We start from the raw sequence: 24,465 nt of genomic DNA on the forward strand, positions 1-24,465 counted from the left end.
GGGGGTTCGTGAGGGGGGACGACAGTGATCAGAGTCATGCTCGCGGACGACATGCTGATGCTCCGGCGGGCCCTGGTCTCGCTGCTGGAGCTGGAGGACGGCATCGAAGTGGTGGGAGAGGCCGACAACGGCGACCGGGTGCTTCCGGTGGCGCTGGAGACGCGGCCGGACGTCGCGGTACTGGACATCGACATGCCGGGGATCGACGGCATCAGAGCGGCGGAGCTGCTGAGCCGGGAGCTCCCGGAGTGCAGGACGATCATCCTCACCAGTCTCGGCAGGCCGGGGAACCTGCGTCGGGCGCTGGAGGCGAAGGTGTCCGGGTTCCTACTCAAGGACGCCGACCCGACCCGGCTCGCGGCGGCGATCCACCAGGTGGTGGCCGGGGAGCAGGTGGTGGACCCGCAGTTGGCGCTCGCGACGCTGACGGCCGGGGGGAGTCCGCTGAGCGCGCGGGAGAGCGAGGTGCTGCGGCTGGCCGCGCAGGGGCTCGACGCGCCGGAGATCGCGCGGAAGCTGTTCCTGTCCGCGGGGACCGTGCGCAACTACCTGACCACGGTGGTGACCAAGCTCAACGCCCGTAACCGGATGGACGCCGTACGGATCGCCCGGGACGCCGGCTGGCTGTGAGCCGGGGGCGTGTCCCGCGGGCCGGCCCGCGGTGGGGTCCGCGGCACGTTCCGGGGACACGCCCTAGCTCTCCGCGGCCTCGCGGTCGGTCGGCTCCGCGGCGGCGCCCGGCGGCGGGGACGGGAGTTCCACGGTGAGCTCGAACCAGCCGTCCTCGCGGACGCGGCTGGTGAGCTTGCCGCCCACGGCCTCGGCGCGGATCGTGAGGCTGCGCAGACCCACTCCGCCGGTGACGCCCTCGCTGTCGGGGCAGTGGGCGGAATCCCGGTCGCGCAGACCGTCGTTGGCGATGCGGAGGTGGGCGGTTCCGCCGTCGACGCCCGCCTCGATCACACAGTGCTGGGCCTTGCTGTGCCGCAGCAGGTTGGTCACTCCTTCGCGCAGTACGGTCGCGAGGACGGTGTCCACGGAGCTGTGCAGCGGCTCCTGCGTGACCCGGATGTCGGTACGGATGCCCACGGCGCGCAGCAGGGAGGCCGCGCAGCCGACCTCGCGGTTCAGGCTCATCTGGACATAGCTGCTGGCCACGGAGCGGACGTCGGTGAGGGCCTGGCGCGCGGTCTGGACGATCTCGGTGATCTCCATCTCGGCGCGCTCGGGGGCCACCCGCACCAGCCGGTGGGCGAGTTCGCACTTGAGCGTGATGGTGGAGAGGCTGAATCCGAGCAGGTCGTGCAGATCGCGGGCGAACCGGAGCCGTTCCTGCGTCACGGCGAGACGGACCAACTCCTCGCGGGCCGCCTGTACTTCGCGGATCAGGCCGGAGAGCCGGCTGAGTCCGTACACGACCAGGCCGGTGAGGACGGTGGCCACGGTGTTGTACGCGAGCTGCCCCACTCCGTACCCCACGGCGAACTGGACCACGCCGGTGGCGGCGATGACGGCGGCGAAGGCGGTCCAGCCCACTGCCGCCCTGAGGACGAGCAGCGAGGAGGCGGCGAGGAAGCCGGGCATTCCCAGCCAGGCGGCGCCGAACAGGGTGAACGGGGCGAAGGTGAGGACCGCCTGGAGGGCCAAGGTCCCCCGGCGGAAGCGGGCGGCCGCGGGTATCCAGTCCGGGAAGGAGTGGCTGAGCTGGAGGAAGAGCAGCATCAGCATGAGGACGCCGCACAGGGCGAGCTCCCCTCCTCCGAATCCTCCGCCGATGGCGTACGTCAGGGCGACGGCGAAGAAGCAGAGGATGACGACGATGGTGATGGTGCCGGCGACGCGCGGCGCCAAGTCACCTCCCTCGGTGGCCCGGTGGGTGTATGCGTCTGAATCTGCGGTGCGGGACCATCGCACAGGGGCTCCCTACTCGACTGCGTTTTCGCACGGGGTGTGCAGCATAGGCCGAGTAGGTTACGGACTGGGAGGTATCTCCGGTCGGGAACCTCTCGCGTCCAAGCCGCCCGAGGTGTCCGGAACTTGGTGTTCCGCGGAGATGGCACCGGTCGGCAGCGCGGCCAGGACGAACTCGCCGACGCCCGACTCGGCGCGCCAGTCGAGTCCGAAGGCGCGTGCCGAGGTAGCGGTGTCGCCGAACGCCAGGGCGCACGGCCCGATGCCCATGGCCGTGGATACCAGGTACAGGGTCTGCTGGAGCGCACCGACCTCCTTGAGGAGCACGCTGTAGGCGCTGCCCGGATAGGCGGTGCTCATACGGCGGAACCGGGCCGTCATGCTGATCAGGACGGGCGGTTCCTCGCTCAGCCCGGCGTTGGCGCCGGCCTCGCCCAGCAGGGCGTCCACCAGGATCGGCTCGGTGCCGAGCGGGAAGAGGGTGTGTCCGGCCGGGTCGTAGTGGTAGACCCCGCGCGGCAGTTCGGTGGAGCCCGCGACCGTGACGTACAGCTCCAGCGGGTAGATCGAGCCGGCGCTCGGGTACGGGCGCCCGGCGGCCGGCCGGGCCCGGGCCGAGCGGTAGAGCAGCTCCCCCAACTGGGCCAGGGACAGCGGAAGTCCGCCGTCCGGGCGGACCGAGCGGCGGGATTCGAGCACGGTGGTCAGACGGGGGTCCCGGGCGAGCACCAGGTCGAGGTCGGGTACCGGCAGTGTCAGGGGCGCACCGCCGGGTGCCGGGTGTTCCCGCGCGGTCGCGCCGTCCTTGACGTCGAGACCGAGCGGCTCGTCGTGCAGGCCCGGCCGGCTGCGGTTGTGCAGCATCAGCTCGCGCGGCGACCAGTGCTCCAGTGCGGGGTCCCGGTCCTCGGCGAAGGTGACGGCGTACGCCCCCCGGTCCTCCGCTCCGGTGGTGCGGCCGTCGGAGCGTCCCGGGGGCGTCCCGGGCACGAGCATCCCGGACGCCTCCAGATAGCCGACCGCGGTGCGCACCACGTCCACGGGGACGTCGAGGAGTCGGGCCGTGTCGCGGACCGAGGTGGGGCGTACGTAGCAGCTGACCAGCCACATCGCCTGCGGGGTGTGCAGCAGCACCCGGTGGGCGCTGAGCGGTGACTCGAGGATCATGTCCTGTGAGCCGACGCGCAGGGTGGCGAACCGGGACAGCCGGTGGACGGCGTCCAGCGGCGGCCTGCCCGGAGCGAACCGGGCCTCGCGCACGATCGGCACGACCGCCAGCTGTTCGGTGCCGTCGGACAGGGCGAGCGTGCGGATCACCGCATGCCGTACCGAGTCGAGGGTGGCCCGGAGTGCGGCGCGGCGCGGGTCGCCGGGGAGGGACCCGGCTTCGCTGAAGCCGGGCAGGACGTTGTCCAGCGACACCGGTCCGTACGTCATGCGTTCCAGGGCGCGCGAGATCACCGGGTCGGCGAACGGCAGCCGGATCTCGTCCCAGCGGGTGCTGACGAGGCCGGTTCCGGGATCGTCCGCCGCAGTCTCCACCGTGGTGTCCTCGCGGAGCGACCAGAGTTCGATCAGTCGGGTGTCCCGCGGGGCGGGTGGGGCGGATGACTTCATGGCCGGGACCTCACGGATGGCGCGCGACGGGTGTCACAGGAAGAGAGGGACCGGGTTGAGGTCCTCGTAGCGGGTGGGGGTGGCCAGCCGGCCCAGACGTACCGGGACGTCGTACAGCCGGCCGGGGGCGAAGCGGGTCCAGAAGGTACGCAGGCCGGGCACGATCACCTTGACGACGGGGAGCCCGATGTCGGCCCGGGTCTGGTCGAGGACCAGGAGTTCGCTGCCGAGACCGCGGGCGAGCTCCGCCGCCGCGGCCACGTCGTCGGCCAGGTCGGCGCGCGGCGTGTACGGGAAGTCGGCGGGTGTACGGTCCGGTCCCGACGGGAGCAGATAGGGCTGGTCGGTGGTGGTGGCGGACCGCCACCAGTTCAGTGCGGCGGGGTCGTCGCAGGTGTAGCCGGCGCCGTCCGCGGTCACGTTGACGACCGGCGGCAGCATCTGGTTGACCTCCGCCACGGCTCTTCGCAGTGCCACCCGGGGGTCGAAGTGGGCGCCGAATCCGAGGGTGATGTCCTCGGCGGGCTTGTCGGTACGGCGGGAGAGCGCGGCGAAGACGGGGACGCCGAGGTCGCTGGTGAGGTCGAGCACCCAGAGCTCGCGGTCCAGGTCGGCGTGGGCGGCCCGGGTCTTCTCGATCCAGGAGTCGCCGAAGGATGCGAGGTCCACGCCGGGCTGGCGGGTGCGGTTGTACCACCACAGGGCCACGGCGTCGCGTTCGACGAGTTCCAGGAAGCCCTGGACGATGGCGTCCTCGCGGGAGCTGCCGGCTGCCGTGCCGTTGGAGTGCGCGGAGAAGAAGCCTGTGGGGCAGGGCGCGTCGTAGTAGAGCATCGAGGTCGGCAGCAGCCGGTGGCGGTCCTCGGTGAGCGACCAGACGGGGGTCCAGTCGACCGGGGTGTCCTCGTCGAAGGGCGCGACGATCCGGTGTGCCGGGCCGTGCTCGGCGTTCCAGGTGGCCCGGTCGGGGAACTGGCGGGGGTGGAACAGCTGGACCGTGTCGGGATGGACGGCGCGGTCGGCGACCTCGCGGTAGGTGGCGCGGAGGGTGGGTTCGTCGCCCTGCCGGTAGCCGCTGTGGCGTTCGACGGCCTCGCACAGGGCGCTGACCCGGGCCTGCAGCGGGGTGGTGCCCTTGCCGGAGCTGTGGCTGCGCAGGCCGGCGCGGACCGCGGCGAGTCCGGTCGGCGAGGTGGCCGGGTTGTGGCCGGAGTGGAAGCAGTTGAGGAAGCCGGGGTCGCGCCGGTCGCGGCGCACCTCCTTGACCACGCCGGTCAGTTCGTCCACCAGGTGGCCGTAGGTCTCCAGCATCTCCTCGGGGGTCAGGGACCGCTCCCCGGTGCCGGTGCCGGACTTGGGCCGGCTGACCGGCCGGACCGGTGCCCAGATCCGGCGGGCGGTCACCTCGGGGTCGCCGCAGGAGGGGCACTGGGGGCGGCGGCGTACGGGATGGTGGCGGCCGGCCAGGGTCAGGGTGTCCATCGTCCAGAGCGCGTTCTGGCCGGAGTGGCGGTGTCCCGCCATCCACTTGACCGCTTCGAGGCAGGCCAGGTGGAGCCCGACGGCGCGGCCCGCGGCGAGACCGGAGGGCGGCACGCTGACCGGGCGTCCGAGGGCTCGGCCGAGATAGGTCTCGGCGGGGCGGTTACGGCGCAGGGGTTCGGCAAGGCAGTGCCAGCACGGTCCGTCGTCCGGCTGGAACACCGGGCCGATCCAGGGCTGTTCGCCCGTCAGCCGGACAGGGAGCCAGGGGGTGCCACTGGCGCGGTACGTGGCGTCGAGCTCGGCGAGCGCGGGGTCGAGGTAGCTGTCGCAGAGGACGACGGCCAGACCGGGGGGTTCGGTGTCCGTGTCGGTGCGGTGGATGCGCAGGCCGGCCGCGGCCAGTGCGGCGATCAGTTCCTCGGTGCCGGCGCCCGCCTCCGTGCCGCGGCCGAGGCCGGCGACGGCTGCGCTGCCGGTGCGGCGGGCGGCTTCGCCGCCGTCCACTCCGGCCAGTTCCCAGAACGCCTCGCCCGAGCCGGCGGTGGCCGTGTCCGGCGCCCGGTGGGCGAGCAGTCCGGAGCCGAGGAGCCGGGTGACGACCTGGCGCACCTGGTCTGCGGGGTGGGAGCCGGCGGCGTCGGCGATCAGACGGTCGAGGCTGCGGGTGCCGTCGAGCAGCGGGGCGAGAGCGGTGACGCAGGATCCTCGCAGCGCGGTCACTCCGCGCTCGGATATGAGGAACACGCCCTCCCCGGGGACGACTTCGGCCTTCAGATGAGGCTTGAACCCGAGTCCGGTCGTGGTGCCCTGGCGGTGTGCCACCGTGATTCCCCCTGTCTGGTGTGCGGCCTGCGGTCGGTTGGGTGCGTCGGGGTGCGGACGGTTACTCCGCGACCGAGTCGCCCATCCAGCAGATGCACGTACCGGGCTGGTACTGCTCGGTGGCCATGGCACCGAAGTCCTCTATGACCAGGTCCTCGGTGACCGGGGCGGCGGTGACGGCGGTGGCGACGGTGAGGTTCATGTCGGCCCTTCCTGGAGTCGTTGACCTGCTGACGGGGAAGAGTCTGCTGGGCGCCGGGAAGGGCCGACAGTGCCTGTGTCACCGGGCCGACATGAAGTTCTCATGGTCATCTCGCGATGGCGTCACACCCCTTCCGCGGGGCTCGGTCCGTCCGCCATCGCGGCAGTGAGGGTGCTGCCGTCGGAGGGGTCGATGAGCAGGAACGAACCGGTGCGCCGGAAGTCCGCGTAGCCGTCCAGGGCGAGCGGTTCGGCGGTGCGGACGACGATCCGGCCGATGTCGTTGACGCCGAGGGTGTCGGGCCCCGGGCGGGCGGAGAGGTCCTGGAGGTCGAGCCGCGAGGTGACCTCCACGACCACCGCCCGTACGGTGCGGGTGGTGTGCCGCAGCAGGACCTGCCGGCCGGCGTGCAGGGGCTGCTCGCCGAGATGGCAGACGGTGGCGGTCAGCAGCCGGACGGCGCGGGGCGCGGCGGCGGCCGGGGCCAGCAGATCGCCCCGGGCGATGTCGAGGTCGTCGGTCAGCCGGACCGTCACGGACTGGGGCGCCCAGGCGGTGTCGGTGCCGGTGCCGTCCAGGGTGTCGATGGCCGCGATGGTGCTGACCGCGCCGGACGGCAGGGCGGTGACCCGGTCGCCGACCCGCAGGACGCCGGAGGTGATCTGCCCGGCGTAGCCGCGGTAGTCGCGGTGTGCGGCCGTGTTCGGCCGGATGACGTACTGGACCGGCAGCCGGGCGGACTCGGTACGGGGGTCGGCGCCCACCGGTACCGACTCCAGGTGTTCGAGCACCGTGGGCCCCGCGTACCAGTCCATGCGCTCCGAGGGGCGTACCACGTTGTCGCCGGCCAGGGCCGAGATCGGGATCGCGGTCACCCGCTCGACGCCGAGGGCGGCGGCGCAGTCGGAGAACTCGGCGGCGGTGCTGGCGAACACCTCCTCCGAGCAGCCCACCAGGTCCATCTTGTTGACCACGAGGGTGACGTGGCGGATGCGGAGCAGGGCGGCGACGGCGAGGTGGCGGCGGGTCTGCTCGACGACGCCGTTGCGGGCGTCGACGAGGACGAGGGCGAGGTCGGCCGTGGAGGCGCCGGTGACCATGTTGCGGGTGTACTGCACATGGCCGGGGGTGTCGGCGAGGATGAACCGGCGGCGGGCGGTGGCGAAGTAGCGGTAGGCCACGTCGATGGTGATGCCCTGTTCGCGCTCGGCGCGCAGTCCGTCGGTCAGCAGCGCCAGGTCGGGCGCTTCCTGGCCGCGCTTGAGGGACGCGGCCTCGACGGCCTCAAGCTGGTCGGCGAGGACCGACTTGGAGTCGTGCAGGAGGCGTCCCACCAGGGTGGACTTGCCGTCGTCGACGGAGCCCGCGGTGGCGAACCGCAGGGTGTCCACGGCCCGGTGGGAGTCCGCGGCGCGCTGGTCGGCGGCGTGCGAACCGGTCGGGTACGGAGCGGTGTTCGGAGCTTCGGTGAGATTCACGGCTAGAAGTACCCTTCGCGTTTGCGGTCTTCCATGGCGGCTTCCGAGAGCTTGTCGTCGGCGCGGGTCGCGCCGCGTTCGGTGAGCCGGGAGGCGGCGATCTCGGCGATCACGGACTCGACGGTGGCGGCGGTGGACTCCACGGCCCCTGTGCAGGACATGTCGCCGACCGTGCGGTAGCGGACGAGCCTGGTCTCCAGCTGCTCGTCGGCGCGCGGGCCGCCCCAGTCGCCTGGGGCCAGCCACATGCCGTTGCGGGCGAAGACCTCGCGGTGGTGGGCGTAGTAGATCTCCGGCAGGGCGATGTTCTCGCGCTGGATGTACTGCCAGACGTCGAGCTCGGTCCAGTTGGAGAGCGGGAAGACCCGGACGTGCTCGCCGGGAGCGTGGCGGCCGTTGTACAGCGACCAGAGTTCGGGCCGCTGGCGGCGGGGGTCCCAGGCGCCGAACTCGTCGCGCAGCGAGAACACCCGCTCCTTGGCGCGGGCCTTCTCCTCGTCGCGCCGGCCGCCGCCGAACACCGCGTCGTAGCGGCCGCCGGCGATGGCATCGAGCAGCGGGACGGTCTGCAGCGGGTTACGGGTGCCGTCCGGGCGCTCGCGCAGCCGGCCGTCGTCGATGAAGTCCTGCACCCGGGCGACGTGCAGCCGCAGGCCGTGCTCGGCGACCACACGGTCGCGGTAGTCGAGGACCTCGGGGAAGTTGTGCCCGGTGTCGACGTGCAGCAGGGAGAAGGGCAGCGGCGCGGGCGCGAAGGCCTTGAGCGCCAGGTGGAGCATGACGATGGAGTCCTTGCCGCCCGAGAAGAGGATCACCGGCCGCTCGAACTCGCCCGCGACCTCCCGGAAGATGTGGACGGCCTCGGACTCGACCGCGTCGAGGTGGGAGAGCCCGAAGGCGTCACCGGTCCGGACGGGCGGCAGCGAAGGGGCGGCGAACGTGGTGGCGGCCGAGGTGACGGTCGTGGCGGTCATGCGGCACTCCTCTCCTTCTCGTCCGCGCCGGCGAGGAGCCCCCGCCGGGTGAGCAGATCGAGCAGCTCCTGCGCGGACTCGGCGACGCTCTGGGTGTGCGAGGCGATCCTCAGGTCGGGCGCGGCCGGCTCCTCGTACGGGTCGTCCACACCGGTCAGGCCGCTGATCTCGCCGGCCGCCTGCCGGGCGTACAGGCCCTTGACGTCCCGTCGGGCGCAGACCGACAGCGGTGCGGCGACATGGACCTCCAGGAAGTCGGTGCCGCTCTCCCGGTGCCAGGAGCGCACCGTGTCGCGGGACTCCGCGTAGGGCGCGATCACCGGGACGAGGACGGTCACACCGTTGCGGGCGAGCACCTGGGCGACCCTGCCGATGCGCTCGACGTTGTCGATCCGGTCGGTGCGGGAGAAGCCGAGGCCGGCCGAGAAGGTCCGGCGCAGCTCGTCGCCGTCGAGGACCTCCACGCGTCTGCCCTGCGAGCGCAGCAGTTCGGCGGTGGCGTACGCGAGGGTGGTCTTGCCCGCGCTGGGCAGGCCGGTCAGCCAGAGGGTCGAGCCGGGGTAGCAGGTGCAGTGGACGACGGGGGCCGCGCGGTCGTGCCCGGGGGCGGCCGTCAGGACGGTCACAGCAAGCTCCATTCTCGGACCGCGGCGGCCAGCAGGCGCTGGGCCCGCCGGAACTCGTCCGCGTGCAGGTGTTCGTCGGGGGTGTGGTCGAGCTTCGCGTCGCCGGGGCCGTAGGCGACCATGGGGACGCCGTGCCAGGTGGTGGCGAGCGTGTTCATGTCGCTGCTGCCCTTCTTCATCAGGTACCGAGGGGTGATCCCCTCCGCCCTGAAGGCCCGCTGGAAGGCCTTGACCAGCGGACTGGTGCGTCCCGTGGTCACTCCGGGGGTGGCCCGCAGGACGTCGATCCGTACCGGGGCGGTCGCGAGCGCGCACAGCGCGTCCACGGTCGTCTCCACGTCCAGGCCGGGCGGTACGCGGACGTCCACGACGGCCTCGCCGACCTGGGCGTCGCCCTGGTTGAGGGCCCGTACGCCGAGCACCGCGGTGAGCGCGTCCGGGTGCAGTCCGGCCACCGTGCCCGGGACCTTGGCGAGCACCTCGACCATCCGGTCGCCCGCGGTGCGGACGCCCTCGCCGGCCGTGTGCCCGGTGGGTTCCTCGACGCCGTAGCGGACCTTGACCAGGCCGTAGTAGCCGAGGGTGAGGGCCTCGGCGCCGCTGGGCTCGCCCACGACGACCGCGTCGGCCGGGTAGGCGTCGCGGACGTGGAAGGCGCCGGCGCCGGTGATCTCCTCCTCGACGGCGCCGACCACCCGCACCTCGACACCCTCGGGCGGGTCGAAGTCGGCCAGGGTCTGGAGGTACGTCACCAGGCTGCCCTTGGCGTCCACGGAACCGCGCCCGGACAGCACCTCGCCGTCCCAGCGGACGGGCCAGCGGTGCGGGACGGTGTCCAGGTGACCGAGCATCAGCAGTCGCCGGGAGCCGGCCCCCTTGGTGGCCACCAGGTTGTTCGCGGCGTCGATCTCCGCCTTGATGCCGTGCTCCGCGCACCACTCGGCGAGGAACTCTGCGATCTCCCGCTCGTCGCGCGAGACGGAGGACAGCTCCACCGTGCGGGCGAGCAGATCGAGGTCGGGGGCGGGGGCGGGGGCTCGCCAGAACCAGGTGGCCCCGGCGGCGGACAGTGTGTGCGGCCCGGTGATGGCGGTGTCGGAGGTGCCCTTGAGGGCGATCTCGGCGGCCCTGACCTTCTGGCGCATCCGGCCCTTGGCGTAGCGCCGGCCCTCGCCCTCGGTGAGGTGGCGCAGGCTGCTGGTGGGGTCGGCCGGGTCCGTGAGCAGCCCGGCGGTGCCGGTGACCAGCCGCAGGTGGTCGGCGTCCAGGGCGAGCGCGGCCTCTGCGGCGAGCACGTCGGCGTCCACGTTGAGCGCCGTACCGCCTTCGGCGTCGGCGACCGGCGGGGAGAGGCAGACGACGTCGAAGGTGGCGAGCAGGCCGTTCAGCCGGGGGACGTCCACGGAGCTGACGGTGCCCGCGCGGTGGTCGCGGATCACCCGGGTCCTGCCGTCCTCCTGTACGCGCAGCGGGCCGTTGACGGTGGCCTTGACGAGCGCGCCGGTACGGGCGACCGCCGCGTAGACGGAGAGTCCGCGCCGGGTCAGCTCCTCCTCCACCAGGGGCAGGGTGACCTCCTCGTACGCGGCGACGATGTGCCGCATCTCCTCCGGCGGGCAGTAGCGGATCTCGTCGCCGGTGCGGGAGAGCAGGGTGCGGACCTCGCGGCCGGTGCGCCGGTAGTGCTCCCGGATGCCGGCCGCTCCCCCGGCGATGACGAGCAGGCGCGCGCCGCGCCGGTTGAGTTCGAGCAGTTCGTCGAAGACCTGACTGTGGAGCAAGGTGGCGCTGCCAAGTTTGACCACGTAGAGCGCGGCCTCGCGTGAGCTGGCGACTTCCCCGAGGGCTGGCATGTACGGAACTCCTTCGGCTGTTGGGAGGGCGGACGGTCCTGGGGCGGGCGGGCCGCCCGGGTCCCGGGCGGCGGAGAGGGGAGCGGCCGGTGTCAGCCGATGCCGCGGGTGTTGCCGCCGTCCGCGACCAGCACGGCGCCGGTGACGAACGCGGCCTGTTCGGCGGCGAGGAAGGCGACCAGTGCGCCGAGGTCCTCGGCCCGCCCGATCCGGCCCAGCGGGATCCCGGCGGCGACCTCGGCCAGGCGCTCCTCGACCTCGTCGCCGTACTGGACGTCGAGGATCGGGGTGCGGTGGAAGCCGGGCGCCAGTACGTTCACGGTCACCCCGGCGGGACCGAAGGCGTGCACGAGGCCCTTGGCGAATCCGAGGACGCCGAGCCGGGCCACCGAGGACAGTCCGCTGCCCGGATGGGGCTGGCGCACCGACTCGGAGGTGATCATGACGATCCGGCCCCAGCCGGCGTGCCGCAGATGCGGCGCGGCGGCCAGCGAGATCGACACGTGCGGCAGCAGGTTGGCGTCGACCGCCTCGCGGTACTCGGCGACCTCGAAGTCCTCCACGGGACCGAAGGGCACCCCGCCGGAGTTGGTGACGACCACGTGCAGCGCGCCGAACTCCGTCGCGGTGCGGCGGACCCAGTCTGCGGCGGCGTCCTCGTCGGTCAGATCCACGACCGTGCTCAGCACCCGGCCCGTACCGCAGGCGTCCACCTCCTTGTGGGCGCGGGCCAGCCGCTCCGGGTCACGGCCGCAGATCGACACGTCGGCGCCCTCGGTGGCCAGGACTCGGGCCACCGCGAGGCCGATTCCGCTGCTGGACGCGGCGACCAGGGCGGAGCGTCCGGAGAGGCCCAGGTTCACGAGGCCTCACCCCGCGAGGGCGGTCCCGAGGTCCGCGAGGCCGGCCGGCCGGCGGGGCCGGAGCTCCTGCCGGAGCCCTGGGCCGAGCCCGCGCCCGTGGTCCGGGAGGGGCGGACGGGGGCGAGCGGGTAGCCGTAGCGGGGCAGCAGGGGTGCGGCCGCCGCCGTGGCCGCCGCGATGTCGGCGCCGGGCAGTGCGGTGCGCCAGCGCTCGTCGGGGCGGATCTGGGTGACGCCTCGGCGCAGCCGGTCCGGGTTGCCGGTGACGGTGTGGTTGGCGCCGAGCGGGATCCGGCCGGATTCGTCCACGGGGGATTCGTCGTCGAGGCCCGCGAAGCGCAGGACCCTGGTCGTCACCTCTCGCGGGTCGCGCGCCAGGTCCTCGTGGCGGATGCGCAGGTAGCGCTCCCCGGCCGTCCGGCCGACCAGTTCGGAGGCGAGGTTGAAGGCGGTCCAGTAACCGCTGCTGCGGGCCGGGGACATGGGGTCGATGTAGTCCTTGGCGCTGCGGTAGGACAGCGCGGTGGCCCGCGGGTCCCGCACGATGTGCAGCACCCGTACGTCCAGGTCGGTACGGCCCAGGAGGGCCGCCGCCTCCGCCGGGTACTTGGAGCCGTCCACGATCAGGCGGTCGCCGCCGAGGGCGGCCACCTGGCGGTAGACGGAGGCCGAGTGGTCGAGGAGCTCCGTCACGCCGGGGGCGGTCGGGCGCTCACCGCGGGCCTCGGCGAGCCGGGCGGGGGTGTGCCGGGTGCGCAGCAGCGCCTGCTGGAGCGTGGCCATCCGGTGCGCGGTGTGATCGGCGGACCCCTCGGGCAGGCCGGCGAGGACGCCTGCCCAGAGCGGGCACTCGCGCAGCGGACTGCCGCAGCCGCAGCTGGAGTTGGTGCCGGCGCCGAGGACGCCGTTGCGCCAGAGGTAGTACAGCTCTCCGACGTGCCGGACGCCGGGGATCTCGTTGAGGACGTTGCCGAGCAGGGTGCTGCCGCTGCGCATCCATCCGGTGATGTAGAGGACGCGCGGGGAGGGGCCTGTCATGGTGGTGGGGGTCCCTTCGTGGTGCCACCGACACGGTCGGACACGGATCGGGCGCGGGCCCGGGGTGATCGGGCGCGGGCCCGGGGTGATCGGGCGCGGGCCTGGCGCGGTCGGGCGCGGGCCCGAGGTGATCGGGCCGCCCCGGACGCGGTCGTCGCGGGTCGGTCGCGGGGTCGGTCCGCGTCAGTCGCGGGTCAGCAGCAGGAAGTGCTGCGGAAGGTGGACGGCGAGACCGATGCGGCTGGTCGCCTCGATGGCGTCGGAGCCGTCCGGGCCCGCGCCGCGGCGCAGCGCCAGCGAGGCCACGCCCGGGACGAGCAGGGTGACGGCGGCCCGGAAGTCGCCGAGGAGGATCTGGCCGCGCGGGATCATGCGGGTGCGCGAGACGGTGATGCCGGCCGCGCCCAGCTGACCGAGGACGCCGGCCCGGACCAACTCCCAGTACGTGAAGGGGTGCACGACGATCCCGTCGCAGGAGCCGCCCGTCTCCTCGACCTCGGCGGCGGCCTCGGTGATGGCGGCGTACACGTCGTCGCCGAGTGTGCCGCGGCGGATCTCCGGAAGGTTCAGCAGGCCGCTGATCGCCTTGTCGGCACTGCCGTGCAGCAGCGTCTCGTTCTCCACGACGGACAGCCGGACCAGCACGCGGTAGTCGACGAAGGACGCGAGCAGCGCCGGCTGGTCGAGCAGCCCGGCGGGCAGCGGGACGCGCACGGTGAGATCGGTGAGCTCGGCCTGCTCGAGCCGCGGGGCGAAGGCACCCTCGGGAGTGGCCTGGTACGAGGTGCCGGCGGCGGCCAGCCGGGCGGCCGGCGGCTCGTGGACGAAGGTGACGGGCGCGTCGGCGACCGACGCGGTCTTCAGCAGGTGCCGCACGGCGTACCGCGGACGGGTCGCGAACAGCGGGAAGACGGCCGGGAGATGGGCGCGGAAGGGCACCTCGTGGTCCTGGTCCGGGCCGGCGGCACGGACCGACCAGGCGAACTCCTCGCCCGGGCTGCGGGTGGCGAGGGCCGGGTCGGCGAGCTGTATCTGGACTCCCTGCTGCACTGCGGAATCTGCGGTGGCTGCCAGCATGACGTCTCCTCGGGTGTTCGGTGAAATGTTCGGTCGGCCATTCACATTAGGCACCCGACGGCATTTCGAGGGAGAAAGTCGATGGCTTGTATTTATGGCTCGAATAAGGGGCGTTGATTCCGGCCACGGACCCCGTTCTTGAGCGTTGCACACCCGTCACATGAAGATGTCACATCCAGCCCGTGACCGCATCCATGGCGCCGTCGAAACCACCGACCCTAGGCTGAGCCGCAGACTTCACGGAACGTCCTTCGACGATGTGGGTGGGAGAATGCATCACGACTTGCAGATAAACAGGCTGAGGACTCTGGTGGCCGTCGTCGAACTCGGCGGTTTCCGGAGGGCGGCGGAGTCACTGCACATCACCCAGCCCGCCGTCAGCCAGCAGATACGCCAGCTGAGCGGTCTCATCCGGAGCCCGGTGTTCGCCTCCACGGGACGCAATCTGCGGCTCAGCCCGCGGGGCGAGGAGCTCCTGAGATACGCCCGCCGGATGGTGGCCCTCAACGACGAGGCCGTCGACCGCTTCATCCCGCAGGCCGGCCAGCTCATGCTCTCGATCGGGGTGTCGAGCCAGCTCGCGGAGGTGCTGCCCGAGTTCCTCCGGCTCCTGAACCGGGGGATGCCCCAGGCACAGCTGAGCGTGCGGACCGGGGCGAGCGAGGAGCTGGCGGCCCAGCTGTCCGGCGGTCAGCTCGACGCTGCGCTGCTGCTCCAGGCCGATCCGCCCGCTGCCGGCACGGACTGCCGGGAGCTGGGCAGGATGCGCATGGCCTGGTTCGGGCGGCCGGCCCACGGGGAGCGGGGCGCGCTGCCCCTGGCGCTCTTCCCCGAGCCCTGCACGCTGCGGGGCCGGGTCCGCGAGGTCCTCGACGCCTCGGGCATCGAGTGGCGGGTGGCGTACGAGAGCAGCGAGCTGATCGGACTGAGGTCGGCCGCCAAGGCGGGTCTCGGTATGACCTGCCTGGTGGCCAACGGGGACGAACTGTGGGGCCTGACCCCGTCCGTACGCCCCGGGCTCCCGGAGCCGCCCGAGCCGGTGCCGGTGACGATGGCGCTGGCTCCGGGAGGCGTGCCGGAGGGCTTCACGGCCATCGCGGAGAAGGCGTTCCGCCAGGCCCTGAGGGGCTATCCGCTCGTCTCGGAGGCGGCCGCGGAAACGCGCGCCGACGCACCCGCCGACCCGACGTCCGCACCGGCCGCCGACACGGCCCCGACATCGGACCCGTCCGACCCCGCCGGCGCTCCCGTGCTCGCGACCGCCGCGGCCTGACGGCCCCTTCATTTCCATAAGCATTCGCCCTCGTTCCGATCAGATCATGCGTCGGAGCACCACGGAATAGGGCGCCACGACGGCACTACAGTAATTTCCGATTCGCCAACTCCACGGAAGAATTGAGGAAATCGCCATGCAGGAAACCCTTGTCGCCCCCGAGTGCCCCGAGTGCGACGCCGAGGTGTCGCTGGGAACGGACGCCCGGGTGAGCGAAATAGTCGAGTGCCCGGAATGCCGGCTGGAGCTGGAGATCGAGTCCGTCGAGCCGCCGCGACTTCTGCTCGCCCCCGAGGTCGAGGAGGACTGGGGCGAGTAACGGGCCCGGCCATCCCGACGAGAAGACGAGAAGGAGATTTCCCTGATGAGCTCTGCGGCAGCGCGACTCGGTGTCCTCGCCTCCCGGGTCCGGTTCGAGGAGAAGAACATCCTGACCGCGCTGGAGAGGCGCGGCGTCGCCTGTGAACAGATCGACCCCCGCGCTCTGTCGGTCCGGGCCGGAACGCCCTGGGACGGCCCGCAGATCGTGCTCAACCGCGAAGTGGGTCACTACCGTGCCCTGTACGCGGCTTCCGCACTGGAGTCGGCGGGCGTGACGGTGCTCAACAGTGCCGCCGCCACGGCCGTCTGCGGGGACAAGTGGCAGACCTCGGCGGCCCTGGTCGCCCGGGGCCTGCCGACCCCGGAGACCACGCTCGCCCTGACTCCGGACGCGGCCCTGAAGGCCCTGGAGGAGCTGGGCTATCCCGCGGTGATCAAGCCGCTGGTCGGCTCCTGGGGGCGGCTCGTCACCCGGGTCACCGACCGGGCGATGGCCGAGGCGGTGCTGGAGCACCTCGCGGCCCTGCCCTCCCCGCAGTCGCACATCGTCTACGTCCAGCGCGAGGTCGCCAAGGCGGACCGGGACATCCGGGTCCTCGTCGTCGGCGGCCGGGCGGTCGGGGCCACCTACCGCCGCAGCGAGGACTGGCGCACCAACGTGGCCCGCGGCGCGGTCAGCGAGCGCTGCCCGCTGGAGGCGGACCTCACCGAGCTCGCGGTCGCGGCGGCGGAGACCGTCGGCGCCTGTGTGGCGGGGGTGGACCTCCTGGAGGAGCCGGGCGGCCGGCTGACCGTCCTGGAGGTCAACGACCGGGTCGAGTTCCGCGGCCTGCAGTCGACGTACGGAACCGACCTCGATGTGGCGGACACCATCGCCGCCCTCCTGACAGCAAAGGCAGAGTCATGATCCGCGCGGCAGTGCTGGGAGCGGCCGGCTACATCGGCGGGGAGCTGCTGCGGCTGCTCGTCAACCACCCCCAGGTCGACCTGGTGGCCGCCACCTCGCGCACCCTCCAGGGGCGTCAGATCGACGGCGTGCACCCCAATCTGCGCGGCCGCACCCGGCTGACGTTCTCGTCCGAGGAGCAACTCCCCCGCGTCGACGTGCTGTTCCTGGCGACTCCGCACCGCGAGACGATGCAGCGGATGCCGGAGTTCCTCACCAAGGCGAACGTCGTCATCGACCTCTCCGGCGACTTCCGGCTCGCCGACCCCGAGGTGTACGAGGACTACTACGGCACCCCGCACGAGACCCCCGGGCTCATCGGCACCTTCGTCCAGGGGCTTCCGGAGCTCCACCGCGCGCGGCTGCGCACCGCGGACCGGATCTCCGTGCCCGGCTGCATGGCCGCCGCCGGCATCCTCTCCCTCGTCCCGCTGGCCGAGGCAGGCCTCATCACGGGCGATGTCACGGTCGACGCGAGGACGGGCTCCAGCGGCTCGGGCGCCAAGGCCGGCGCGGAGAACCTGCACGCCGAACGCAGCGGCGCCCTCCGGGTGTTCGCCCCCACCCGGCACCGGCACGAGGCGGAGATCGCCCAGGCCACCGGGCACACCGTCCGGATGTCGGCGACCGGTGTCGAAGCGGTCCGCGGCGTCCAGCTGCTGAGCCGGGCGACCCTCGCCGACGGTGTCGACGAGCGCGCCATCCGGTCCGCCTACCGGAGCCGCTACGCCGACGAGCCGTTCATGCGGATCGTCGCCGCCCGGCGCGGGATGCACCGCTTCCCCGACGCCAAGATCCTCTCCGGTTCCAACTTCTGCGACGTCGGGTTCGCCCTGGACCGGGGCGCGGCGACCGTCACCGTGATCGCGGCCCTGGACAACCTCGTCAAGGGCGGTGCGGGCAACGCGGTGCAGTGCATGAACGTGCGCTTCGGCGAGCCCGAGACCCGCGGTCTCGAGTTCACCGGCCTGCACCCCAACTGACCGTCACCGCGCTCCCGGCCACCTCGCTTCAGCAGCCCCGCCCCACCCACCAGCCGCCTCACGTACCAGCCGAAAGGACCCAGGCATGAGCAGCCCGCCTCTGCTGCGGGGCGCCCCCGCCCGCACCGATCTCACCGGCACCGGCCTCGACGAGCGCCGCCCGGACGCACCCGGCCCCGACGCGGCTGAGCTCGCCGACATCGCCGGCCGGATCAGGGAGCACATCGTCGCCATGTGCGCCGGCCCCGAGGGCGGCCACCTGGGCGGGTCGATGTCGCTCGTCGAGATCCTGTCCGTCCTGTACTTCCGGGTGATGCGGCACGACCCCCGCTTCCCCGGCCTGCCCGAGCGCGACGTCCTGCTGCTGAGCAAGGGACACGGCGGCATCGCCCTGTTCGCGACGCTCTGCGAGGCCGGCTACTTCCCGGCCGAGGACCTCGACGAGTACGCCAGGCCGGGCAGCCATCTGATGGCCCATCCGCACCCCGAGATCGCCGGTGTGGAGATCGCCTCCGGCTCGCTCGGCCACGGTCTCGCCCTCGGCGTCGGCTACGCGCTGGCCAACCGTCTGGACGGCTCGGACCGTCGCTGCTTCGTGGTGATGGGCGACGGCGAGCTCCAGGAGGGCTCGGTCTGGGAGGCCGCCTCGGTCGCCTCCGCGCACCGGCTGAACAGCCTGACCGCGATCGTCGACCGCAACGGTCTCCAGATCACCGGCGGCACGGAGTCCGTCAACTCCCTGGAGCCGCTGGCCGACCGCTGGCGGGCCTTCGGCTGGCGCGTCGTGGAGGCCGACGGACACGACGCCGAAGCTCTGACGAGCGCGTTGACCCTGCCGGCGGACCTGGACAGGCCCACCGTGATCATCGCCCACACCGTCAAGGGCAAGGGCGTGCCCTTCATCGAGGGCCAGGCCAAGAGCCACTACGCCCGGCTGAGCGGACGGCAGCACCAGCGGGCGCTCAACGCGGTCCGCGCCTCGGGAGGTGACCGTCGATGACCACGGCTCCCGCCCCCGCTCCGGCCCGCGCCGCCCGTGAGGTCTACCGCGACACGGTGGCCGAACTGCTCCCCGGTGAGCCGCGGCTGGTCGTCCTGGACAGCGACACCGGACTGTTCGGCGGAGTGGACTTCGGTTCCGCCGCCGACCGCTACCTCAACCTCGGCATCGCCGAGCACACCCTGATGGGCACGGCCGCCGGCCTCGCCCGGGAGGGCCGTATCCCGCTGGTCAACACCATGGCGGCGTTCGCCTCCTCCCGCGCGGTGGAGGCGGTGAAGATCGACATCGCGATGGGCAACCTTCCGGTGCTGATCGCGGCCACCCACTCCGGGGTGTCGGCCGGGCACCTCGGCCCGACCCACCACGCCCTTGAGGACCTCGCGGTGATGCGGGCGCTGCCCCACATGACCGTGGTGGTCCCGGGCGACGCGGCCGGTACGGAGGACCTGCTGCGCCAGGCGCTCACGCTGGGCGGCCCGGTCTACTTCCGGCTCGGCCGGGGCGCCACCCCCGATCTGCCCGCCGGTCCGCCGGTGCGGCTCGGCAAGGCCCAGCAGCTGCGCCACGGTACGGACATCACCCTGGCGGCCTGCGGGCCGTACCCGACGCTCGCCGCCCTGGAGGCGGCCGACCTGCTGGAGTCCGAGGGCATCACGGCGAACGTGCTGCACCTGCACACCGTCAAGCCGCTGGACACCCCGGCGCTGCTGAGCTCGCTGGGTGTGCGCGACACGGTGATCACCGTGGAGGAGCACTGGAGCTCCGGCGGCTTCGGCTCGGCCGTCGCCGAGGCGCTCAGTGCCGTGCGCCCGGTGCGGGTGCACCGGATGGCGCTGCCGGACGAGTTCGTCCCCGTCGCCGGCAGCCAGCGCTATCTGCTCGAACGGGGCGGGGTCAGCGCGCGGGCGATCGCCGAGCGGGCCCGTACCTCGCTCGATTCACGCCGTGGAGGCATCCGTTGACCGCCGCCGACACCTACCGCGCCGCCGGCTGGTGGCGGGACGAGACCGTCCTGCACGATCTGCGCCGCTGGGCCCGTGAGCAGCCGGACAAGCCGGCCCTGGTCTGTTACAAGGGCGCCGATCACGAGACCCTGACCTACGCCGAGCTGGCCCGGCGGGTCGACCGTCTCGCGGTCGGTCTGCTCCGGCTCGGGGTGCGCCGCGGCGACGTGGTGACGCTCCAGCTGCCCAACTCCTGGGAGCTGGTGGCGCTCTGTCTGGCGGCCGCCCGGGTCGGCGCGGTCGCGGGCCCGGTGGTTCCGGTGATGCGCCGGCGCGAGGTGGAGTTCATGACCCGGCTCACCGCGAGCCCGGTCTACATCGCCGCCAGCGAGGTGCGCGGTTTCTCCTACGGGGAGATGGCCGCCGAGATCGCCGAGGCCGTGCCGACCCTGCGACACCGGGTGCTGCTCGGCGCCGGTACCGGTGACATCGAGGCCGGCGCGCTGGACTTCGTACGCGATCTGTACGGGCCCGAGCCCGATCCGGAGCTGCTCGCCTCCCTCGACGCGGTCGAGGCCGGGCCGGACGACGCCGCCCAGATCATGTTCACCTCCGGGACCACCGGTGAGCCCAAGGGTGTGCTGCACAGCCACAACACCCTGTACTCGATGAACAAGGCGCAGGCCGATGTGCTCGGCCTGACCGGCTCCGAGGTCACCGCGATGGGGTCGCCGACCACCCATCAGGCCGGTTTCACCTGGAACTTCGTGATGCCGCTGCTGCTCGGCGCGACCGCCGTGCAGGTGGACCGCTGGGATCCGCGGCAGATGCTGCGGACGCTCCAGGAGCAGCGGGTGACGTTCTTCATGGGAGCTCCGACCTTCCTCTCCGATCTGATCTACGCCCAGCGCGAGACGCCCCACGACCTGTCGGCGCTGAGCAGCTTCGCCACCGGCAGCGCGCCGATAGCGCCGTTGCTCGTGGAGGACGCGCGCGAGGTGCTCGGCTGCCGGGTGTACGCGCTGTGGGGCATGACGGAGAACGGCTGTGTCACCGTCACCCGCCCCGGACAGCCGGTGCTGCGCGCCGCCGAGAGCGACGGCACCACCGTGCCCGGCATGGAGGTCCGGATCGTCGGCAAGGACGGCGAGCCGGTGGCGACGGGCACCCCCGGACATCTCCAGGTGCGCGGGTCCGCCCAGTGCCTGGGCTACTTCCGGCGCCAGGACGTGTACGACGCCTCGGTGACCGCCGACGGCTGGTTCGACACCGGTGATCTCGCCCGGGCCGACGGCCACGACGGGATACGGATCACGGGCCGGGTCAAGGACGTGATCATGCGGGGCGCCGAGAACATCCCGGTGGTGGAGGTCGAGGCGGCCCTGTTGCGCCACCCCGTGGTCAAGGACGTCGCCGTGGTCGGCTACCCGGACCAGCGGCTCGGGGAGCGCGCCTGCGCGTTCCTCGTCACCACCGGCGCGGCCGCCCCCGACCTGGAGGGCGTGCGCAGCCATCTCGCCGGGCTCGGCATGGCGCGTACGTACTGGCCCGAGCGGCTGGAACTGGTGCCGGCCCTGCCGAGGACCCCCTCCGGAAAGATCCAGAAATTCGCTCTGCGGGACCGGCTCCGGGCCCAGGAAGGACGCACGGCCTCATGAACTACGCCTTCACCGCGCGGCAGGACGAACTGGCCAAGCGCATAGAGGAGTTCGCCGGCGAGAAGATCGCCCCGCACCGTCAGGAGAACGACCGTCGCGGCGCGTACCGCCCGGGTCTGATCGAGGACATGGCCGCGGCCGGTCTGTTCGCGCTGCGGGTGCCCGAGGAGTACGGCGGGCAGGGGCTCGACGCCGTCAGCGCGGGCATCGCGCTCGAGAAGCTGGCGGCGGCCGATCTGTCCGTGTGCTTCCCCGTGCTCAACGCCGCGCTCATCGGCGGTGTCCTGGCCGCCAACGGCAGCCCGGAGCAGCTGGAGCGCTGGCTGCCGCCGATCGCCCGCGGCGAGGCCGTGGTGGCGCTCGCGCTGACCGAGGCCGGTCACGGGACGGACGCGGCGGGCATCGAGATGCGCGCCGAGCCCGACGGCGACGGCTGGCTGCTCTCCGGCGAGAAGACCTCGATCATGGTCACCGCCTATGCCACCCACGCGCTGGTCTTCGCCCGGACGGGCGGCGAGGGCGCGCACGGCATCAGCGCGTTCTACACCCGGCTCGACGGCGACCGGGTCCGCAAGGAGCCGCTGACCGACCTCGGCTGCCGCTCCGGCGGACGCGGCCGGATCGTCTTCGACGGTCTGCGGGTCGGGCCCGAGGACCTGGTCGGGACTCCCGGCGGGGGCTTCGGCGCGGTGATGCGCGGCTTCGGGGTCTCCCGGGCGTACATCGCGCTGATGGCGATCGCCGTCGGGGACGCCGCCCTCGCGGAGGCGTACGCGCATGCCACCGGGCGCACCGCCTTCGGGCAGCCGATCAGCCGCTTCCAGTCGGTGGTGTTCCCGCTCGTCGAGCACACCACCCTGCTGCATGCGGCCCGGCTGGTCTCCTTCGAGGCGCTGTGGAAGGCGGACCGGGGCGAGGATCCCCGCATCCCGTCGAACATGGCCAAGTGGTGGGCGCCGAAGGCGGCCGTGGAGGCCGTGCATCAGGCGCTGCTGACCATGGGCCACCAGGGGTGGAGCGAGGACGGCCCGGTCGCCCAGCGGCTGCGGGACGTCATCGGCCTCCAGCTCGCGGACGGCACCGCGGCGGCCACCAAGCTGACCGTGGCCCGGATGCTGCTCGGCAAGGAGTACGCGCCGTGACCGCGCCGGTGGCCGAGAGCCCGGTCGGCGCGTTACGGCCCGCGGACGCCGTACGGTCCGTGGCGGCGCTGCTGTCAGCGGGCGCCGGCCGGGGTGCGCAGCCCCTGACGGTAGGTCTGCATCTTGGAGCGCGTGCCGCAGACGGCCATGGAGCACCAACGGCCGCTGCGGTTGCGGGCCCGGTCGTAGAAGGCCCACTCGCAGCGGTGCTCGTGACAGGCCTTCAGGCGCTGCCAGGAACCGTCGCCGGCGGCCTCGACGACGATCGCCAGGATCCGGCCGATCATGCCGCGGGTGCCGGTGGAGCCGGGACGCAGGCCGGGGACGCCGTCCTCGCCGAAGGCCAGGACCAACGGGCAGTCGGCGGCGACGCGTTCGACGACGGCGCGGGCCGCCGGGTCGGCGTCGGCTCCGTTGTTCTCCCGCATGAGGGCGCGCAGCGCCTCCCGGACCTCGACCGCCTCGACGCGGTCGGGCTCGGAGGGGGCGAGGGCTCCCGCGGGGAAGCCCTGCCGCTCCATCCACCGCGTCAGCCCCGCGACGGACGTGAACTCGTCCGGCCCGAACTCGACATTGACGCTGTTGACGAAGGACTGCACCAGAGCGAGCCGGCCGGGGGCCACCTCACGGTCGCCCGGCTGTCGCACGCGCTTGGGTTCCGTCATCCCGCAGACCCTACCGGCCAATCACTTTCGCCGGTATCCCCCGCTCCCGCATCTCTCCCCGTGAAAGGAACATCATGACCAGCTCCACCAGCACGGCCGGGTCCACCCGGCCGCCGCTCGGCCTGCTGTGCGCCGCACAGTTCATGCTCGTCCTCGACTTCGCCATCGTGAACGTGGCCCTGGGCGCCATGCAGCGTGACCTCGGGTTCACCGCCAGCGGACTGCAGTGGGTCGTCGGCGCGTACGCGCTCTTCTACGGCGGCTTCCTGCTGCTCGGCGGCCGTGCCGGTGACGCCTTCGGCCGCAAGCGCATGTTCGTGACCGGTCTGGCGGTCTTCACGATCGCCTCGCTCGTCGGCGGTATCGCCAACGAGCCGTGGATCCTCGTGCTCGCCCGCGCGGTCCAGGGTCTGTCGGCCGCGGCCGTCTCCCCCGCGGTCCTCGCGATGATCGCGGGCGGCTTCCCCGAGGGCCCCGAGCGTGTGAAGGCGATGGGCGTCTTCGGCGCTGTCTCCTCGGCCGGCTTCACCGGCGGCGTGGTCGCGGGCGGCCTGCTCACCGAGTTCCTCACCTGGCGCGCCGTGATGCTCGTCAACGTCCCGGTCGGCATCCTGCTCGTCGCCCTGGCCGCCCGCCGGCTCCTCGCCGACCACAAGGGCTCCGGCTCCGCGAAGCTGGACCTGCCCGGCGCGCTCCTGGTCACCTCCGCGATGTGCGCCCTCACCTACGGCCTGACCGAGGCCTCCGGCAAGGGCTGGGGCGCCACGAGCGTCCTCGCCTCGCTGGGCGGCGGCGCCGCCCTGCTGATCGTCTTCCTGGTCGTCCAGACCCGGGTCTCCGGCCCCCTCGTCCCGCTGTCGATCTTCCGTAACCGCGCGCTGTCGGCGGGCAACGGGATCGCGTTCCTGTCCGGTGGCGTGATGTCGGTGTCGACCTTCTTCATCACCATGTACATGCAGCAGGTGCTCGGCTACTCCGCGCTGCGGGCGAGCATGGGCTTCTTCCCGCAGGCCTTCGTGGTCTTCCTGGCGAGCCTCCCGGTCGTCAAGCTCACCCACAAGCTCGGTGCCCGCAATGTACTGATCGCCGGCGGTGTGCTGCTGGCCGCCGGTGCGGCGCTGCTGGCGCAGGTCACCGCGGACAGCTCGTACTGGCTGGGCGTGCTGCCCGGTGGTGTCCTGATCGGCCTCGGCGTGACGGTGATGATGATCTCCACGGCCATCGCGGGCACCAGCGGTGTCAGCGGTCCGCAGATGGGCCTCGCCTCCGGCCTGTTCAACTCCAGCCGTCAGCTGGGTGTCGGCATCGGCCTCGCGGTCGGCGTCGCCCTCGCCGGCGTGGTGCACGGCGCCAAGGTCGCGACCATCCCGCTCAGCGGCTTCCAGGGCGCCTTCTGGTTCACGACCGGCCTCTCCGTGGCCATCGTCGTGGTCTCGGTCCTCGGTCTGCGGCGCACCGCCGTGGCCTCGGCCGCGCACACCGCCCCCGCCGCCGCCCCCTCCGGCGGCGAGAAGAAGGCCCCGGTCGGCGCTCCGGCCACGGCGAAGTAGGTCCCAGCTGTTGATTCCGGCGGCCGGCCCCGTGG

The 24,465-nt window shown here is 72.7% G+C and carries 22 protein-coding genes; 10 read left to right on the forward strand and 12 right to left on the reverse strand.

What is annotated here, in order from left to right:
* Positions 1 to 36 precede the first annotated feature (36 nt).
* Positions 37 to 630, forward strand: a complete 594-nt coding sequence (locus ACFQ7Q_RS12870; RefSeq protein ID WP_383553313.1) for a DNA-binding response regulator — start codon at positions 37 to 39, stop codon at positions 628 to 630.
* Positions 631 to 693: 63 nt separating this feature from the next.
* Here the strand turns inward: ACFQ7Q_RS12870 and ACFQ7Q_RS12875 are convergent, their stop codons facing one another.
* The 11 genes from ACFQ7Q_RS12875 to ACFQ7Q_RS12925 all read right to left on the reverse strand — a co-directional run bounded on the left by ACFQ7Q_RS12875 (position 694) and on the right by ACFQ7Q_RS12925 (position 13,945).
* Positions 694 to 1,851: a sensor histidine kinase gene (locus ACFQ7Q_RS12875; RefSeq protein WP_383553315.1), complete on the reverse strand. Its 1,158-nt coding sequence runs from the start codon at positions 1,849 to 1,851 to the stop codon at positions 694 to 696.
* Between the two features lie 120 nt (positions 1,852 to 1,971).
* Positions 1,972 to 3,528: a SagB family peptide dehydrogenase gene (locus ACFQ7Q_RS12880; protein ID WP_383553317.1), complete on the reverse strand. Its 1,557-nt coding sequence runs from the start codon at positions 3,526 to 3,528 to the stop codon at positions 1,972 to 1,974.
* A 33-nt stretch (positions 3,529 to 3,561) separates the two neighbouring features.
* On the reverse strand, positions 3,562 to 5,835 hold the full coding sequence (locus ACFQ7Q_RS12885; RefSeq protein WP_383553319.1) for a TOMM precursor leader peptide-binding protein: 2,274 nt from the start codon (positions 5,833 to 5,835) through the stop codon (positions 3,562 to 3,564).
* A 61-nt stretch (positions 5,836 to 5,896) separates the two neighbouring features.
* Positions 5,897 to 6,037 (reverse strand): hypothetical protein, encoded by a 141-nt coding sequence (locus ACFQ7Q_RS12890; RefSeq protein WP_383553322.1) that lies wholly within the window; start codon positions 6,035 to 6,037, stop codon positions 5,897 to 5,899.
* A gap of 122 nt (positions 6,038 to 6,159) precedes the next feature.
* On the reverse strand, positions 6,160 to 7,428 hold the full coding sequence (locus ACFQ7Q_RS12895) for a sulfate adenylyltransferase subunit 1 (RefSeq protein WP_383553360.1): 1,269 nt from the start codon (positions 7,426 to 7,428) through the stop codon (positions 6,160 to 6,162).
* Positions 7,429 to 7,517: 89 nt separating this feature from the next.
* Positions 7,518 to 8,489, reverse strand: coding sequence for a sulfate adenylyltransferase subunit CysD (cysD, locus tag ACFQ7Q_RS12900; protein ID WP_383553325.1), 972 nt, complete (start codon positions 8,487 to 8,489; stop codon positions 7,518 to 7,520).
* On the reverse strand, positions 8,486 to 9,115 hold the full coding sequence (cysC, locus tag ACFQ7Q_RS12905; protein ID WP_383553328.1) for an adenylyl-sulfate kinase: 630 nt from the start codon (positions 9,113 to 9,115) through the stop codon (positions 8,486 to 8,488). Before cysC ends, cysD begins: the two co-directional genes overlap by 4 nt.
* The gene (locus tag ACFQ7Q_RS12910) at positions 9,112 to 10,968 is read right to left on the reverse strand and encodes a M20/M25/M40 family metallo-hydrolase (protein WP_383553331.1); all 1,857 of its coding nucleotides are present in this window, start codon (positions 10,966 to 10,968) and stop codon (positions 9,112 to 9,114) included. Before ACFQ7Q_RS12910 ends, cysC begins: the two co-directional genes overlap by 4 nt.
* Before the next feature lie 92 nt (positions 10,969 to 11,060).
* Positions 11,061 to 11,831 (reverse strand): SDR family NAD(P)-dependent oxidoreductase, encoded by a 771-nt coding sequence (locus ACFQ7Q_RS12915; RefSeq protein WP_383553334.1) that lies wholly within the window; start codon positions 11,829 to 11,831, stop codon positions 11,061 to 11,063.
* Positions 11,828 to 12,868, reverse strand: coding sequence for a sulfotransferase (locus tag ACFQ7Q_RS12920; RefSeq protein ID WP_383553337.1), 1,041 nt, complete (start codon positions 12,866 to 12,868; stop codon positions 11,828 to 11,830). The genes ACFQ7Q_RS12915 and ACFQ7Q_RS12920 overlap by 4 nt, the downstream gene beginning before the upstream one ends.
* A gap of 183 nt (positions 12,869 to 13,051) precedes the next feature.
* The gene (locus ACFQ7Q_RS12925; protein WP_383553340.1) at positions 13,052 to 13,945 is read right to left on the reverse strand and encodes a family 3 encapsulin nanocompartment shell protein; all 894 of its coding nucleotides are present in this window, start codon (positions 13,943 to 13,945) and stop codon (positions 13,052 to 13,054) included.
* A gap of 271 nt (positions 13,946 to 14,216) precedes the next feature.
* Between ACFQ7Q_RS12925 and ACFQ7Q_RS12930 the strand changes: the two genes are divergently transcribed.
* The 8 genes from ACFQ7Q_RS12930 to ACFQ7Q_RS12965 all read left to right on the forward strand — a co-directional run bounded on the left by ACFQ7Q_RS12930 (position 14,217) and on the right by ACFQ7Q_RS12965 (position 22,215).
* Positions 14,217 to 15,218: a LysR substrate-binding domain-containing protein gene (locus ACFQ7Q_RS12930; protein ID WP_383553342.1), complete on the forward strand. Its 1,002-nt coding sequence runs from the start codon at positions 14,217 to 14,219 to the stop codon at positions 15,216 to 15,218.
* Between the two features lie 136 nt (positions 15,219 to 15,354).
* The gene (gene lysW / locus ACFQ7Q_RS12935) at positions 15,355 to 15,537 is read left to right on the forward strand and encodes a lysine biosynthesis protein LysW (protein WP_329115996.1); all 183 of its coding nucleotides are present in this window, start codon (positions 15,355 to 15,357) and stop codon (positions 15,535 to 15,537) included.
* A 45-nt stretch (positions 15,538 to 15,582) separates the two neighbouring features.
* A complete protein-coding gene (locus tag ACFQ7Q_RS12940; protein ID WP_376433342.1) occupies positions 15,583 to 16,446 on the forward strand; it encodes a RimK family alpha-L-glutamate ligase in 864 nt (287 codons plus the stop codon).
* Entirely contained in the window at positions 16,443 to 17,468 is a 1,026-nt protein-coding gene (gene argC / locus ACFQ7Q_RS12945) for an N-acetyl-gamma-glutamyl-phosphate reductase (RefSeq protein WP_383553346.1), read from the forward strand. Before ACFQ7Q_RS12940 ends, argC begins: the two co-directional genes overlap by 4 nt.
* A 232-nt stretch (positions 17,469 to 17,700) precedes the next feature.
* Entirely contained in the window at positions 17,701 to 18,468 is a 768-nt protein-coding gene (locus tag ACFQ7Q_RS12950) for a transketolase (RefSeq protein WP_383553363.1), read from the forward strand.
* Positions 18,465 to 19,433: a transketolase family protein gene (locus ACFQ7Q_RS12955; protein ID WP_383553349.1), complete on the forward strand. Its 969-nt coding sequence runs from the start codon at positions 18,465 to 18,467 to the stop codon at positions 19,431 to 19,433. Before ACFQ7Q_RS12950 ends, ACFQ7Q_RS12955 begins: the two co-directional genes overlap by 4 nt.
* On the forward strand, positions 19,430 to 21,073 hold the full coding sequence (locus ACFQ7Q_RS12960; RefSeq protein ID WP_383553351.1) for an AMP-binding protein: 1,644 nt from the start codon (positions 19,430 to 19,432) through the stop codon (positions 21,071 to 21,073). The genes ACFQ7Q_RS12955 and ACFQ7Q_RS12960 overlap by 4 nt, the downstream gene beginning before the upstream one ends.
* Positions 21,070 to 22,215, forward strand: coding sequence for an acyl-CoA dehydrogenase family protein (locus tag ACFQ7Q_RS12965; RefSeq protein ID WP_383553353.1), 1,146 nt, complete (start codon positions 21,070 to 21,072; stop codon positions 22,213 to 22,215). Before ACFQ7Q_RS12960 ends, ACFQ7Q_RS12965 begins: the two co-directional genes overlap by 4 nt.
* 74 nt (positions 22,216 to 22,289) lie before the next feature.
* On the opposite strand, the gene ACFQ7Q_RS12970 is transcribed toward ACFQ7Q_RS12965, so the two are convergent.
* Positions 22,290 to 22,880 (reverse strand): CGNR zinc finger domain-containing protein, encoded by a 591-nt coding sequence (locus ACFQ7Q_RS12970; RefSeq protein ID WP_383553355.1) that lies wholly within the window; start codon positions 22,878 to 22,880, stop codon positions 22,290 to 22,292.
* A 74-nt stretch (positions 22,881 to 22,954) separates the two neighbouring features.
* Here ACFQ7Q_RS12970 and ACFQ7Q_RS12975 point away from each other — a divergent pair, with 74 nt between their 5' ends.
* Positions 22,955 to 24,430 carry an MFS transporter gene (locus tag ACFQ7Q_RS12975; protein WP_383553358.1) on the forward strand — a complete coding sequence of 492 codons (1,476 nt, stop codon included), beginning with the start codon at positions 22,955 to 22,957 and terminating at the stop codon, positions 24,428 to 24,430.
* Positions 24,431 to 24,465 lie beyond the last annotated feature (35 nt).

This window comes from Streptomyces sp. NPDC056527 (assembly GCF_042794475.1).
Taxonomy (GTDB): Bacteria; Actinomycetota; Actinomycetes; order Streptomycetales; family Streptomycetaceae; genus Streptomyces.